The organism is Ornithinimicrobium cavernae (genome assembly GCF_003121625.1).
Taxonomy (GTDB): domain Bacteria; phylum Actinomycetota; class Actinomycetes; order Actinomycetales; family Dermatophilaceae; genus Ornithinicoccus; species Ornithinicoccus cavernae.
This window is the reverse complement of the sequence record NZ_QDDJ01000022.1, coordinates 1-15,076: the sequence shown is the minus strand read 5'-3', so window position 1 is coordinate 15,076 and position 15,076 is coordinate 1. Positions and strand designations below refer to the sequence as shown.

9 protein-coding genes and 1 pseudogene are annotated in these 15,076 nt (G+C 69.1%); 4 read left to right on the top strand and 6 right to left on the bottom strand.

The window, feature by feature from the left end; all coding sequences use genetic code 11:
* Positions 1-145: 145 nt before the first annotated feature.
* The 4 genes from DA085_RS20260 to DA085_RS20245 all read left to right on the top strand — a co-directional run bounded on the left by DA085_RS20260 (position 146) and on the right by DA085_RS20245 (position 5,704).
* Positions 146-1,609, top strand: a complete 1,464-nt coding sequence (locus DA085_RS20260) for an FGGY-family carbohydrate kinase (RefSeq protein ID WP_109474830.1) — start codon at positions 146-148, stop codon at positions 1,607-1,609.
* Between the two features lie 63 nt (positions 1,610-1,672).
* Positions 1,673-2,644, top strand: a complete 972-nt coding sequence (locus tag DA085_RS20255) for a LacI family DNA-binding transcriptional regulator (RefSeq protein WP_202619345.1) — start codon at positions 1,673-1,675, stop codon at positions 2,642-2,644.
* Positions 2,645-3,051: 407 nt separating this feature from the next.
* Positions 3,052-3,831 (top strand): hypothetical protein, encoded by a 780-nt coding sequence (locus DA085_RS20250; protein ID WP_154402271.1) that lies wholly within the window; start codon positions 3,052-3,054, stop codon positions 3,829-3,831.
* Positions 3,832-4,063: 232 nt separating this feature from the next.
* Positions 4,064-5,704: a fucose isomerase gene (locus DA085_RS20245; RefSeq protein ID WP_109474809.1), complete on the top strand. Its 1,641-nt coding sequence runs from the start codon at positions 4,064-4,066 to the stop codon at positions 5,702-5,704.
* Positions 5,705-5,774: 70 nt separating this feature from the next.
* Here DA085_RS20245 and DA085_RS20240 read toward each other — a convergent pair whose 3' ends face one another.
* The 6 genes and pseudogenes from DA085_RS20240 to DA085_RS21210 all read right to left on the bottom strand — a co-directional run.
* On the bottom strand, positions 5,775-9,077 hold the full coding sequence (locus DA085_RS20240; RefSeq protein ID WP_202619344.1) for a glycoside hydrolase family 172 protein: 3,303 nt from the start codon (positions 9,075-9,077) through the stop codon (positions 5,775-5,777).
* 31 nt (positions 9,078-9,108) lie between these two features.
* Positions 9,109-10,155, bottom strand: coding sequence for a substrate-binding domain-containing protein (locus DA085_RS20235; protein ID WP_109474808.1), 1,047 nt, complete (start codon positions 10,153-10,155; stop codon positions 9,109-9,111).
* 24 nt (positions 10,156-10,179) lie between these two features.
* Positions 10,180-11,214: an ABC transporter permease gene (locus tag DA085_RS20230; protein WP_237565638.1), complete on the bottom strand. Its 1,035-nt coding sequence runs from the start codon at positions 11,212-11,214 to the stop codon at positions 10,180-10,182.
* On the bottom strand, positions 11,211-12,836 hold the full coding sequence (locus DA085_RS20225; protein WP_237565637.1) for a sugar ABC transporter ATP-binding protein: 1,626 nt from the start codon (positions 12,834-12,836) through the stop codon (positions 11,211-11,213). Before DA085_RS20225 ends, DA085_RS20230 begins: the two co-directional genes overlap by 4 nt.
* A gap of 55 nt (positions 12,837-12,891) precedes the next feature.
* On the bottom strand, positions 12,892-14,589 hold the full coding sequence (locus DA085_RS20220) for a glycoside hydrolase family protein (RefSeq protein ID WP_109474807.1): 1,698 nt from the start codon (positions 14,587-14,589) through the stop codon (positions 12,892-12,894).
* Between the two features lie 302 nt (positions 14,590-14,891).
* Positions 14,892-15,076 (bottom strand): annotated as a pseudogene (locus DA085_RS21210) (aldehyde dehydrogenase family protein); the annotation flags it as partial.

Here is a 15,076-nt window from a genome sequence, read left to right as displayed (position 1 = left end):
GTCACGTTCGTCATGCGGCGCGCACCGCATGGCCGGACAGGAACGTGCTGCCGACCACACGGCATACCGAGTCCTGATCGCACCTCCCCAGCAGTGAGCCGTCAAGCCTCTCCCGGGACGTAATCGTTTTCACTATGCTGTGGTCATGCGGACCACGGCCTACCTCGGAGTCGACATCGGCACCTCCAGCACCAAGGGTGTGCTGGTCGCGAAGGACGGCACCGTGCTGCGGTCCGCCACCCGGCAGCACGAGGTGCAGCGTCCGCACACCGGTCACGTCGAGATGGATGGCAACGTGTGGTGGGCCGAGTTCTGCTCACTCGCCGACGAGCTCACCGGCGACGGCGAGCACGACGTGGCGGCGGTCGGGGTCTCCGGCATGGGTCCCTGCCTGCTGCTCACCGACGAGGAGGACCGGCCGCTGCGGCCTGCTCTGCTCTATGGCGTCGACATGCGGGCGCTCGAGCAGATCGCGGCGCAGGAGACACGGTATGGACGCGACGAGGTGTTCAGGACCGGCGGGGCGCACCTGTCGACCCAGGCGATCGGGCCCAAGCTGGCGTGGGTCCGCGACCACGAGCCCGAAGTGTTCGAGCGTGCCCGCCAGATGTATATGCCGGCGTCGTGGCTGGTCCGCCGGCTCACGGGGGAGTACGTCCTGGACCGGCACTCGGCCAGCCAGTGCTGGCCCATGTTCGACCTCGAGGCGGGAGCCTGGCACCCGCAATGGGCACCCGAGATCGCCGGCTCCGTGGAGTTGCCGGCGCTGCGGTGGGCGGGGGAGGTCGCCGGCACGATCCAGGAGCAGATCGGCGGGTTGACGCCTGGCACGCCGGTCATCGCCGGCACGATCGACGCCTGGGCCGAGGCCACCTCCGTGGGAGCCGTGAACCCGGGCGACCTCATGCTGATGTACGGCACCACCATGTTCCTCATCGCGCACGCCGGGCAGCCGGTGCGGCATGAGGCGCTGTGGGGCACGCTCGGCGTGACCGACGGTGCCTGGTGCCTCGCCGGGGGCATGGCGACCTCGGGGGCGATCACCGACTGGCTGCGCCGCGTCACCGGTTCGGATTTCGCCACGCTCGTGGACGAGGCGGAGCAGTCGGGCGCCGGGGCGCGAGGGCTGCTCATGCTGCCCTACTTCGCCGGGGAGCGGACGCCGATCATGGACCCGCAGGCGCGCGGTGTGATCGCGGGGCTGACCGTGGAGCACACCAGGGGTGACCTCTACCGCGCCGCGCTGGAGGCTGTCGCCTACGGGGTGCGGCACAACGTAGAGGCGCTGCTGGACTCGGGGCTGAGTATCGACCGGATCGTCGCCGTCGGCGGAGGTGCCACGACGACGCTCTGGCCGCAGGTTGTCTCGGACGTCACCGGCCTGGTGCAGGTGGTGCCCACCGTCACGATCGGCGCGTCCTACGGCGGCGCCTTCCTGGCGGCACGCGCCGTGGACTCCGAAGCCTCGATCGAGGAGTGGAACCCGCCGCAGAGTGTGCTCCGACCCAGGAGCGAGCCGCTGTACCAGGAGACCTACGCGCTATACCGTGACCTCTACAGCTTGACCCGAGGCATCGTGCACCACCTTGCCGGACAGGAGATTCGGTGACATGAGGAGCCAGATGCCGGATTCCGTCGGGACACCGCACGAGCCTGGAGGTGGGGCACAGTGGTGACGATCCACGACGTCGCCCGGCATGCCGGGGTCTCTGTCGCAACGGTCTCTCGGGTGCTGAACGGCACCACCGTGCGTCCCGAGCACGCGGAGGCCGTGCGCCTCGCGGTGGAGGAGCTCAGTTACCTGCCCAACCGGTCCGCCAGGTCCCTGCGCCGACAGCTCTCGGAGGTGATCGGCCTGATCGTGCCTGACATCGAGAACCCGTTCTTCACCACGCTGGCCCGCGGCGTCGAGGACCTGACCTGGCAGGCGGGCCACTCGCTCGTCCTGTGCAACACCGACGACGACCCTGCCAAGGAGCGGTCCTACCTGAAGATCGCCGCGAGCGAGAACATGGCTGGCGTTATCGTGGCTCCCGCCTCCGAGTCTCTCGACGTCGTCCCGCTGCTGGGCCGCGGCATGTCGGTGGTCGTGGTCGACCGGGCTGTCGACGCCGAGGCCGTCGACCAGGTGGTGGTAGACAACGAGGCCGCGGCCCGGACCGCCACCCAGGCGCTCATCGACCAGGGATATGAACGGATCGCCTGCGTCACGGGGCCGCGAGCAACCGTCACGGCGCGACTGCGCGCCCAGTCCTGGCGGGAGACGATGGAGGCCGCCGGCCTCCCGTGCTCCGATGACCTCCTGAAGTTCGCCAACTTCAGGGTCGATGGGGGACAGGAGGCGATGCGAAGCCTGTGCGCTGCTCGCCCCGACGCTGTGCTCGCCACCAACAACCTGGTCGGCGTGGGTGTGCTCAAGGAACTGGAGGCTGCCGGTGACGGCATCGGGCTCGCCGTGCTCGGCGCGTTGCCCTTCGCGACAACCGTGCGGCGTGACGTGCTCGTTGTCCCGCTGGGCGCAAAGGAGATGGGGGAGACCGCAGCGCGGTTCCTGCTCGAGCGGATCGCCCGCACCGTGACCGGCCCGGGCCGGCTCCACGTGCAGCCGGTGCCCGCCGTGCGGCGCCTGGGTGACCTCGTCTAGCGAGCCAGGAGGCCGCAGCTCGCGGGGCCCTTTAGATGAGTCCAGTCGGGCCCTTGACGGTGGCGTGTCAACGGTCGACTCTTGTTCTGAGGACGCATCTGGTCGACCCGTGTCCGCAGGTGATGTCCTGAACGGAAGTCCGTCGAGGGCCGCGCAACACGTGCGGCACAGTGACGGCGTTGCAGGGAGGTGTCGTCGTGGGGCACGTGTTCAATCCGCCGCCAGGATGGCCCAAGCAACCGAAGGGTTGGCTACCTCCGCCGGGCTGGCAACCTGATCCCTCATGGCCCCCACCGCCCCCGGGCTGGCGCCTCGTGTTGAATACCTCAGAGGAGCACCCTTCACCCCCGGTTCAAGGAGAGCCCACGCACGGTCGGAGGGGGAAGAAGTCTGTCTCGCGTGGCCAAGTGATCGGTGCGTTGTTCGCCGTGGCCGGACTCGTCATCAGCCTTCTCGCGTGGCTCTATCCAAGCAGGTCTGACGAACCCAGCACTCCTCAGGAGAGGGCGGCTTACCTTGCTGCAGCGGACGCTCTCTGCCTTGAGGCTCTAGGAGAGCTCCAGGCTGTCGACACTGGCGATCCTGAGGCAGCGTATACGCAGCAGGCGGCAATCCTTCAGGAAACGCTTGTCGCGTGGTCCGCATTGGAGCCGCCGCGTCAGCCTGATGCTGAACTTATACTTCCGGCCCTGAGCAGCCTGGAATCCATGTTCTTGTCGATTAATGAGTTCACGGCGTTGCTCACGCTAGGCGACATGGATCAGGCCAGTGCTGAGTTCGAGCGTTACCGTGAACATGCAGCAGAGTTCCGCAGGCACTCTCGTTCTTATGGCTTCACCGTCTGTCACAGCCTAGGAGCGACTGCACCGCCCACAACGACGGGTCCCACAGGCGGCTCCAACCCTCGACAAGAGGCAATTGCCCAAGTGTGTCTGGAAACGGCGGTACTGGCGGAGGCAGTGAACGGAGACGCAGCTGCAGAGGAACTGGGCGCCCACGTCGCCCAGATCAGGGAGACGAATCTCTCTCAGTCCGAACCGGACTCCATGTTCCATGCGGTAAGTAACATGGTGGCTGCTTGGGAAGGGTATCTCGCACTCCAGGACGATCCAGAACTCACTGATGACGGTCAGGCGTTCCTTGCCACACTTCGAGTGGTGATCGACGAGTGCAATACGCGTCAATGAGTCGAGGCGCGCCCTGTACGTAGCGTGATCGCCGGCACGGACCCCGCCTGGCCCAGCCAGGCGCTGTCGGACGGCCGCATCATCCTTGCCCCCATCCCGGCGTCGTCCATGGTTTGCGAAGGGCCAGATTGCTTGTGTCTGTAATCGATTTCTGACAAGGTTGTGGCAGTAGCCGTCCGTCCTGGCGACGGACGTGTACCCAGGCGAAACGTCGAACTCGAGGAGCGTGCCCATGACGACCTATACGGTGCCCAGAGCCACCCCGCGGCCCCAGCTGCCAGCGCGCACGGTGTACCTGACCACCAGCGGCGACTCCCGCGAGCCGGCCAACGTGGCGGGCTGGGCAGCTCAGCAGGAGCTGGAGCGCATGGTCACCGAGGCGGTGACCTCAGCGGGCTGGGAGACCGTGCGTGCGTTTGAGCCGGATGTTGACCGGGGACACGGGTTCGTCCTCAGCCAACGACACGGTATGGATGTCTTCCGCGGCATCCCGGAAGAGGCGCCACTGATCGTGGCGATCGGGAACTGGCAGTACAGCCACCACGTCCTGCCGGGACTGCGGACCCACCGTGGGCCGATCCTGACCGTCGGCAACTTCGAGCCGTCGTGGCCGGGTCTGGTCGGTCTGCTCAACCTCAACGCGGGGTTGACCAAGATGGACCGGGCCTACTCCACGCTGTGGACCATCGACGGCAGCGACGACTTCTTCAGGAAGGGCCTGGCGTCCTGGCTGCGCGAGGGCGCGCTCACCCACGACGAGTCACACGTGCGTGACCTCCCGCCGCTCGAGCCGAGCGCGGAGCGAGAGCTCGGCGTCACCCTGGCCCAGCAACTCGTGGCCGACAAGGCGATCATCGGCATCTTCGACGAGGGCTGCATGGGCATGTACAACGCCATCATCGACGACGAGATGCTCAACCCCCTCGGGATCTTCAAGGAGCGGCTGAGCCAGTCCGAGCTCTGGGCGCAGATGCAGCAGGTCGACGACGCGGAGGCCGCGGCCGTCGGCGAGTGGCTGACGAACGCGGGGATGACCTTCCGCCTCGGCACCGACCCCGCGACCGAGCTGACCGAGGACCAGCTCACCTGGCAGTACAAGATGTACATCGCGGCGCTGCGCATCGCCGACGACTTCGGCCTGGACGCGGTCGGTATCCAATATCAGCAGGGCCTCAAGAACGTCTGCCCGGCCTCCGACCTCCCCGAGGGCCTGCTCAATAATGTCCAGCGGCCGCCGGTGACGAGCCGCGACGGCTCACGGGTCCTGTACGAGGGCCAGGCCGTCCCGCACTTCAACGAGGTCGACGAGGGCGTCGCGGTCGACGCCCTGGTGACCCACCGGATCTGGAACGCGATGGGGATGGACCCCGCGACGACCCTCCACGACGTGCGCTGGGGCGCCGAGTTCGACGGCGAGTACGTCTGGTTGTTCGAGATCTCCGGCTCCGTGCCGGCCAGCCACCTGCCCGACGGCTACCGGTCGGCCGAGGGGTGGCGACAGGGACACGTGTTCTTCCCCGCCGGCGGTGCCACGCTCAAGGGCGTCTCAAGGCCCGGGCCGATCGTCTGGTCCCGGGTGTACATCGCCGACGGTGCGCTGCACGTGGACCTCGGCCGCGGCCGCGCCGTGGAGCTGCCGGAGGAGGAGAGCCGCCGGCGGTCGGAGTCGACCAACCCGGAGTGGCCGATCGCCAACGTCGTTCTGCCGGGCATCACCCGGGACCAGTTCATGGCGCGGCACAAGTCCAACCACATCCAGGTGGTCTACGCCCCCACCGAGGAGCAGGCCGACCGGGCGCTGTTGGTCAAGGCGGCCATGTTCGAGGCCCTGGGGGTGACCGTCCACCTGTGTGGTGAGACCGGCCTGGGGTGACCACACGGCATACGAAATGAAAGGGGATCCCCGCCGAACCCGGCGGGGATCCCCTTTGGTGAGCCGTCGGTCAGTGCAGCGACAGACGGACCACGTCGAGCCCGATCATCCAGGCGACCGCCGCGGTGTTGCGCTCCGCCGCGGTGAGCGTGAGCGTGTGCGTGCCCTCGCCCAGCTCCACCGTGCCGTAGTTGGCGTCGGCGGTCCGCACACCCGAGGCGAGGTAGCCGTCGAAGCTGCCCGGCAGTGCCTGGCCGTCCACCTCGGCGGTGACGATCCCGTAGTCACGGGCCTGTGTCATAGCGGCACCGAGGTCGTAGGTGCCCGCCGTCGGCACCGAGAACTCCAGGGTCACGCTGGCACCGGCCTCACGCCCGGCGACCCACAGCTGGGCACCGCCGGACCAGGACACCCCGCAGCAGTTGCCCTGCCGGACGGCGCTGGGGTTGGCCTGGACGACCTCGAGGTCCTCGCCCTCCAGCGCCAGGACGTGGCCGCTCGTGCCGCTCGCCTCCGCGGAGTTGGGGCCCTCGTTGCCGCCGCCGTCGACCGCCCGCACGATGTAGTGCCACGTCTCGCGCAGGCCGAGACCGTCGTGGATGAAGGTGTTGGTCGTCGCCGCACCCAGGAAGGTGTCCGCGGACGGCTCGAACCCGGCCGTCGTCGAGCCGTAGACCTCATAACGGCTCACCCTGACGTTGTCCGTGGCAGGTGACCAGTCCAGGCGGATCGCGTTGGACTCCAGACCGGTCGCGGTCACGCCCGGCACCGGTGACGGCGCCGTGCGGTCCGCACCACTGCGGACGATCGACAGCGCCTCGTACTGCGCCGCCGTCCACGGGTTGCTGCCGTGCACCGGCTGGAGGGTGATCCGCAGCCGCTGCTGGCCGGCGGTCAGCGCGGGCGGCAGGTCGAACGTGCCCTCGTGCCAGCGGAACGCCGGGTTGGCCAGAGGCTGGGTCCAGACCCCCGCGTCCTGACCGTTGACCGCGACCCGGGCGGTCTGGTAGCCCAGCTCCTGGTCGCTCAGCCGCCGCAGCCGGACACCGGAGTTCCGGTGGTCGACGTCGACGGTGAAGGCCACGATCGTCGTGGAGTCGCGGACGTCCTCGCGCAGTTTCTCGCCGTCGTTGTCGCCGTCGTTGTCGCCGTCGAACGCCGAGACCAGCTCCCTGGCCTCGGTGCCGCCCTGGTAGGCGTGCGCCTCCTCGGAGGCGGGGTCGCCCACGTCGACGGTGTCGCTCACCGACAGGCGGACACGGTCCTCGTGGCCGTACCAGAACGCCGTCGAGCTGTAGTAGGCCGGGTCGTCACCGAAGGCACCCGGCTCGATCCCCGCGTCGAGGTGCGAGTCGAACGGCACCGCCTCGGCGATGTGGAGCCGGTAGGCCGCGTCGCACTGGTACTCACAACCCCACGCGCGCGTCTCCTGGGCGGTGGAGCCGTTCATCGGCGCACTGAACTCCTGGCGGTTGAAGTACCAGCCGCCCTCGTAGTAGTCCTCGCTGCCGGTGCCGTGCCAGGACGGCGACCGGGTGCCGTCGACGTAGAAGCGCTCGTCGCCCTCCAGGTAGTCGCGGATGTTGCCAGCGGTGAGAAGCCCGCGCATGGTGTGGTTGACCCCGACGAAGTGGCCGAAGCCCTGCTGGTCGATGAACGCCCAGTCGTCCTTGGGCGTGATGTGCCCCTCCTTGCTCGTCGCGCGGAAGTAGCCCAGTGTCGGGGCGGTGCCGACCAGGCCGGCGGTCAGCGTGCTGTCCGGGGCGTAGCTCACCGACGCCGAGCCCGCGGTGAGGGTCTGGTCGCTGGTGTTGACCAGCTTGACCGTGGCGCGCGACCCGAAGGGCATCGGCCACCAGGAGCGGTAGGCCTCGCCGTCCTCGGTGCTCATGGAGTACATGAGGGCCGCGACGTCGCGCTCGCCCAGGCCCGACCCAAAGAACTCACCGACTGGGGCGTCGACCGTCTGCTGCCCGTCGAAGGAGACCTGCAGCCGGAGCCCGTCGAGCAGCTCGTCAGAGGCCAGCACCTCCTCGTCCTCACCCTCGGGCGGGTAGGACTTGGTGTGCGTCCCGCTCCAGGTCTGACCAGTGATGAGGTAGTTGTGGGCCGCCTCGCTCGCGCGAGCCTCTGTTGACGTGCCGACATCGACCTCGTCGGTCCGCACCCACTCGCCGTTGACGTTGGAGTCGATCCAGTAGCGGAACTCGCTCATGTCGATGCTTGCCGAGACGAAGTCGTTGGTGATCGTCACCTCCGACTTGCCGGCCGTGACCGACGCGGGCAGCTCGATCGTCTGGTCCACCCACGTGCCGGGGGAGTCGACGGGCGTCCACTCGGCGACCTTCTGACCGTCCACCAGGACGTCGGCGCGCTGGTCGGTCGACACGGTGTCGAACCGGCGGGTCACCTGCACCCCCTGGTTGTCGGGGTCGATGGCGACCGTGAAGGTGGAGGTGCCGGTGAAGGCGCGGCCGTCGTCGGTGATCCGCGGCATCTCAGGGGCACCGACCACCTGGGGCAGATCCACGGCCAGCTCGCTGATGAGGTGCGGCCCGGCCAGGTCGGCCACGGTCGTGGACTCACCAGGCGCCAGCGCGAACTCGCTGTTGACCGTCCTGGTCCCTGCCCGCTCGGGCTTTGGGTCCTGCGTGCCCCACGTCTCCGAGGCGGCGATGACGTCCTCGGGCACGTAGGTCGGGTCGAAGGTGCTCACGCCCTCCGCGTCGGCGAAAGTGCGGTAGTCGACGTGGTGGAACTGCGGGTTGTTCTCCGTGATGACCTTCATCGACTCCTGGTAGGCCATCGGGACCTTGATGGTCACCCCGCCCGAGCTCTGGTCGGCGTTCGCCACGAACGGATACACGAACGGTGCACCGAGCTCTCCGTCGACGACGTCCTGCAGCGGCGCGTCGAGCACCACCTCGCCGTCGAGCTCGATGATGATGTTGCCGGTCCGGGTGACGTCGCCACCGTCCCGGGTGAACCAGATCGAGCCGATCTCACCGGCGCCGGTCGCCTCGGCGATCACGCAGCCGCGGGCCTCGGTGGTCAGGCAGGAGTACTTGCCGCTGAAGCCGTCCTCCCAGTTGCCGCCGCTGCGGTCGAAGCTGGAGAACTGGTGGGACTGGACACCGGTCCGCAGCGCGGTCATCTGGTCCAGGTGCCGGTAGGTGTCCCACCCGGTCAGGCCCTTGCCTCCGGTCGACGTGGTGCTGGCTGCCCTGGCCGCTGGTGCGGCCGGTGTCGGCGGAGCGCTCGCGAGGGCGGTGAGGGCCGGCACGGCGAGCAGCGCCGCGGTCGCAGGGACCGCCACGGCAGCGCGCACGCGCCGGGACATCCCGCCGCCGGGTGTGCTGTCTGGTGTTGTCACTGGTTCACAGACCTTTCTGGGAGGGAGAGGTTCACTGGCCGCCGAGCTCGGTGTAGACGTCGGCCGCGTTGTCCGCCGTGACGAGCTGGGTCTCCAGGACCCACTCCTTCTCGACGTCCGTGCTGCAGTCGATGAGGATCTTCTCGGCGGTCTCGACCGCCTCGCGGCCGCCGGTGGGATAGATGAAGGTGGCCGACAGGCGACCGTCCTCCACAGCCTTGATGCCGCCGGACGGGATCGGCAGGCCGTCGATGCCGATGAACTCCATCTCGCCCTCGCGACCGGCCGACTGCGCCGCCAGGTAGGCGCCTTCGGCCATCGGGTCGTTGTGGGCGTAGACGACATCGATCTCCGGGTTGGCCTGGAACAGGGCCTCGGCCTGGCTCTGGCCCTTCTCACGGAGCCAGTCACCGACACCGGTCGCGATGATCTCGACGCCGTCGTTGCCGGCGATGCCCTCTGCGAAGCCGTCGCTGCGCTCCTGTGCAGGCGTGGACCCGGGCAGACCCTTGATCTCCACGACCGTCCCGCCGTCGGGGAGCAGCTCGTTGGCGACGTACTCGCCGGCGGCCTTGCCGATCTCCTTGTTGTCGGCGCCAATCCACTGGGTGAAGCTGTCGCTCTCGATCTTGCGGTCCAGGACGATGACCGGAATACCCTCGGCATAGACGCGCTCGACCACGGCGGTCAACGGTGCAGCCTCGTTGGGGCTGATGATCAGCAGGTCGATGCCCTGGGTGAGGAAGTTCTCGACATCGGACACCTGCTTGGCGTTGTCCTGGGCGGCATCGGCGAGGGCGACCTCGAACTGCGGGATCTCGCCCACGGCCGCCCGGATGTCGTCATCCATCTGCTGCCGGTAGGGCTCGGCGACGTTGGCCTGGCTCATGCCGATCAGGTACTCACCGTCGGCTCCGGCGCAGTCACCTGCGCCGGTGCCGGCGGCGGCCTCGGCGCCGGTCTCGTTGTCGTCGCCGACGCCCGGGGCGTCGGACTCGACACCGCAGGCGGTGAGGGCCAGGCCGAGGGAGGCCAGGGGGAGGAGGGTCAGGAGTCGGGTCGTGCGGGGGTGACGCATGGGTGGTTCCTTCCTGTGTGGGGTTTAGCGAGCCCTGGAGCGGAAGGCTTGGAGCCCCGCGGCCAGGATGATGATCAGGCCCTTGATCAGGAGCTGGATGTTGGAGTCGATGTTGTTGAGCGCGAGCACGTTGTTGAGGATCCCCAGGAGCATCGCGCCGGCGATGGTGCCGGTCACCGTGCCGACACCGCCCATGAGGCTGGTGCCGCCGATGACGACCGCCGCGATGGCGTCGAGCTCGTAGCCGATGCCGTCATTCGGCGAGCCCTGGTTGAGCTGGCCGGCGTGGATGATCCCCGCGAGGGCGGCGAGCATCCCGCAGATGGCGAACACGGTCACCTTGATGGCGGTGACGTTGACCCCGGACAGCTTGGCGGCGCGCTCATTGCCACCCAGGGCGTAGACGTGGCGGGCGAACACCGAGTGCCGCACGACCAGGATGGCGATGATGCTGACCCCGAGAAAAATGAGCGCGGGGATGGGGACCAGGCCGTTGAATACCCGGGAGTTGAGCAGCGCGAAGGACTCGGGAGCCAGTCCGGGCCCGTCGCCGTAGGCGAGGGGGATGCCCTGGCCCCCGGACCAGATGCGGGCCAGGCCGCGTGCGATCTGCAGGCCGGCGAGCGTGACGATGAAGGACTGCAGCCCGAGTTTGGCAGTGATCAGCCCCTGGAGGGCGCCGAACGCCAGCCCGAGCGCGAGGACGATGGCGATGGTGACCACCACCCCGAAGTCGTTCACCATCAGCAGGCTCGCGGCGCCCGTCGCGGCTAGCCCGAGAATGGCGCCGACCGAGAGGTCGATGCCGGCGACGAGGATGACGAACGTCATGCCGATGGCGATGATGCCGATCTCGGAGACCGCCCGCACGATGTTGAGCAGGTTGTTGCTGTCGAGGAAGACGATCTCGCCGTCGCGCCGCGGCGAGAAGATGATCGCGGCAGCGAAGACCAGCACCAGGCCGATGTAGCTCTGCAGCGCGAAGAACCGCTCGGGGACGCGGAAACGTCGACGCTCGGACATGGTCTCCGCAGGGGCGGGAGTCTGGGTGGCAGTCACGATTCCTCCGTGTCGGGGTCGTCGGGGTTGCTGTCGTCGGCGGGGGAGTCGTCCGGACGGTCTCCGTCGGCGGGACCGACCGCTGAGGTCTTGAGGCTGGCGGCGCTGAGGATGGCCTCCTGGGTGGCGTCCGCCCGGTCCAGCACGGTCACCACCCGGCCGTCGCGCAGGACGGCGATCCGGTCACAGATCCCCACCAGCTCGGGCACCTCCGAGGAGGCGACGATGACGCTCATGCCGTCGGCGGCCAGGCGCGCCAGCAGCCGGTAGATCTCAGACTTGGCGCCCACGTCCACCCCGCGGGTGGGCTCGTCCAGCAGGAGGACGCGGGGTTGGGTGAGGAGGTTCTTGGCGAACACGACCTTCTGCTGGTTGCCGCCGGACAGGGTGCCGACGATCGTCTCCTGGCGGTGGGTCTTGATGTTGAGGTCGGTGATCGCACCGGCCACCGCGGCCCGCTCGGCCCCCACGCGGCGCAGCCCCTTGCGGGCGATCCGCCGGAGCGAGAGCAGCACGATGTTGTCCGCGACGCTGGCCGGCATGATGAGGCCCGCGTGCCGGCGGTCCTCGGGCACGAGACCGATGCCCAGCTCGGACGCGTCCCGGGGCGAGCGGATGGTGACCGGTTCACCGTCCACCTCGACCGAGCCGCTGAGCGCGTGCCCCGACGTGCCGAAGATGGCCTCGAGCAGCTCCGTGCGCCCGGCACCGAGGAGGCCGGCCAGCCCCAGGATCTCGCCGCGCCGGACCTCGAGGTCGACACCGGCGGGCTCGCGACGGCCGGACTGTCCGAGGCCCGCGGCGACGCGCAGGTCCCGCACGCGGAGGCGGACGTCCTCGGCCGGCGGCTCACGGTCCGGATAGACCTGGTCGATGGGCCGGCCGGTCATCATCCGGATCACCTCGCCCACGGCGGTGGTGCCGGGCTCGAACTCGCCGGCGTTCAGGCCGTCCCGCATGACCGTGCCGCGGTCGGCGATCTCGAAGATCTCGTCCATCCGGTGGGAGATGTAGATCGTGGCGACGCCCCGGCGGCGCAGCCCGGGGATCAGGTCGAACAGCCGGCGCACCTCGCTGTCCGACAGCGCCGAGGTCGGCTCGTCCATCACGACGATGCGGGCGTTCAGGCGCAGCGCCTTGGTGATGGCAACCATCTGCTGCTCACCGACGCGGAGCGACCCGACGGCGCGCTCCGGGCTGATCGGGATCTCGAGGTCGTCCAGCAGGTCCTTGGCCTTGCGGCGCATCGCGCGCCGATCCACCGTGCGCCACCGGGTGCGCAGCTCGTCACCCAGGAAGATGTTGTCCGCGACGCTCGCCTGGGGCACGAGGTCGAGCTCCTGGGGGATCATCGCGACCCCGGCGGCCTGGGCTGCCGCGGGGGAGGAGAAGCGGTGGGGCTGGCCGTCGACGGTCAGCGCACCGCCGTCGGCCTGGATCACACCGGCCAGGATGTTCATCATCGTGGACTTGCCGGCGCCGTTCTCGCCCATGAGCGCCAGCACCTCGCCGGCCCGCACGGTGAGGTTCGCGCCGCGGAGCGCCTGGACGCCCCCGAAGTGCTTGACGATGCCGGTCATCGCCAGCACGGGTGCGTGACCGGTCGAGGTCACAGCTGTCACGGGACCCTCCTCGAGGATGGCTGGGGCGCTGACGGGGCAGGCTGCGAGAGCCGACTCACGGGGCGGGCTGCAGGGAGTCGTGGAGCAGCTGGCCGAGACCGGGCCCGTCACCGCCGGGGGCGCCGCCGATCCGCAGCTGCCCGAGCGGGTAGCTGCCCGGCTCCCACGGGCGGCCACCGGGCTGCCACAGCGGCTGCCACACGACGGCTCCCGCGCCGGCGTTGTAGCGGTTGTCCTCCGCGAAGGCGCTCCCCGCGCGGTAGGCGGTGGCCACCGCGGCAGTGTCCGAGAAGGCGTGGGTCCACCGGGGGAACCCGCTCACGTCACCGGTCCCGCGCACCGGGGCGGTGTCGTCGCCGACGGAGGGCAGTGCCGAGTCGACGGTGTGCGAGACCTCCCACACGGGCGCCGTGGTGGGGCCGTGGACGTCAGCGGTCACCGAGGAGTCGAACCACTGCTCGCCAAAGCTCAGGTCCCAGTCGACCGTGACCGGCTCGTCACCCATCGAGATGTCCTCGAGCCGCACGGTCCTGCCACTGACCGTCACCGAGCTCGGCACGGAGGTGGAGTCCGTGCGCCCGAAGCCGCCCACGCCGAGATAGGGGGCGGTGGCGCGGTAGTCGTCGTCGAGCACCGGGAGCCAGCCGCCGGCGCCGTCCGCGACCTGCATCGAGGTGACCTCCGCGCGCGGCGTCGTCTGGACGGTGGCCTGGTAGCTGGGTGCCTGCACCCGCAGCCCGGCGGTGACCCGCTCGCCGTCAAAGTTCAGCGGACGCAGCCAGACACCCCCCGCGCCCCAGCCGGCCCCGCTGATCCACCACCGGCCGCCGTCGCGCACGACCTCGGCCGCGTGCTCGGCGATCTGACCGACCTCGTCCTCCGGCGAGAAGTGGAACGGGTCAGTGCTGCGGAAGACGCGCGTGTCGCTGTAGGCGGACGTGCAGCATACGAAGAGGTAGTAGGCCCCACCCTCGTGGACCACGAAAGGCGACTCGGTCGGCCCGCCGAACGTCCCCGTCCGGGGTGAGGTGAACGCGACCTGCCTGGGACCCCAGGAGAGCAGGTCGTCACTGGTCCGGTAGGCAACGATGTGGTTGCCGCCGGAGGGGGAGCTGGTCGCCGTGTAGTACATGACCCACTGGTCGCCGACCCTGGTCACCATGGGGTCGCGGCCGTCGAACCCGTCCGTGAACAGGGGGTTGTCCTCGTGGCGGGTCCAGTTGACCAGGTCCGTGGACGTCGCGAGCTGCATCTTGTATGCCGTGTGGTCGGGTGTGCCGCCCGCGTAGAACATGTAGTAGGTCCGGCCGTGACGGATCACGTGGGGCGCCCACACGTGGGTCTCGCCGAGGTCGGGGTCGGCGTGGATCACCGGGTCCTGCTTCAGCCACTGCGGGTAGGTGAGGCTCGGTGCGCTGGCGTGAGCAAAGAAGACCTCCTCGAGCGGCTTGGCCGGCTCGGTGGCGGTGATGCCGAAGAGGTGCCAGCCGTTGTCCGGCCCCTTGACGAAGGTGTGGTCGTTCACGTACCAGGACTCGGCCTCACCGACGGAGGGGTCGTATATGCGCTGGCGCTCGCCGCCCACCACGGCCTGGTCGCGCTGCTCGAACGGCGTGATGGTGACCGACTCCTCCGCCGCGGCGGGGTCGCTCTCGTCGGCCCGAACGGGCGGAAGGGCCGCCCCCAGGACGAGCACGGTCGCACCGATGATGAGCGGAATCGAGCGCTTGCGGGCGGTTGAGAGGGTCGACATTCCAGAGCTCCACGGTGAGATGTAATCGTTTTCTCTCGGGAGGTTAGCCTAGGTCGGACGGCGACCACAAGGGGCAACTTGCGTCCTGTTCGGGCGGCGATCAGTCCGTTGTGGACCGCTGGCCTTCGCTGTCGCGTGCTGAGGGACCGAGCGCTCACGGACCGCTTGTGGCTGTCCAGATCCTCGATGTCCTCGGTCCGGACGCGACGTCACGAGTGCATGGGCGATGCTGGCACGGCGGGCTGCCCTGGCCTTCAAGAGGACGGAGCTGCGACTCAGGTTCTTGCGGCTTGACTAGCGTGTCAGGTGCCTTTGGGGTGCCAGACGGTTTTGGTTTCGAGGAAGGTTTCGATGCGGGTGAGTCCGGGTTCGGTGGTGAAGTCGGGTTCTTGGGCGGTGGGGGTGGTGCCGGCGGGGCGCAGGACGCGTTTGAGGTTGGTGGCGGCGGCGGCTTCGAGGTCGCCCCAGTTCAGGCCGGTGGCGTTGG

Excerpts from the sequence above, each read along its gene's own strand:
- DA085_RS20260 (WP_109474830.1), top strand. The coding sequence starts at position 146 with ATGCGGACCACGGCCTACCTCGGAGTCGACATCGGCACCTCCAGCACC.
- DA085_RS20245 (WP_109474809.1), top strand. The coding sequence starts at position 4,064 with ATGACGACCTATACGGTGCCCAGAGCCACCCCGCGGCCCCAGCTGCCA.
- DA085_RS20235 (WP_109474808.1), bottom strand. The coding sequence starts at position 10,155 with ATGCGTCACCCCCGCACGACCCGACTCCTGACCCTCCTCCCCCTGGCC.
- DA085_RS20220 (WP_109474807.1), bottom strand. The coding sequence starts at position 14,589 with ATGTCGACCCTCTCAACCGCCCGCAAGCGCTCGATTCCGCTCATCATC.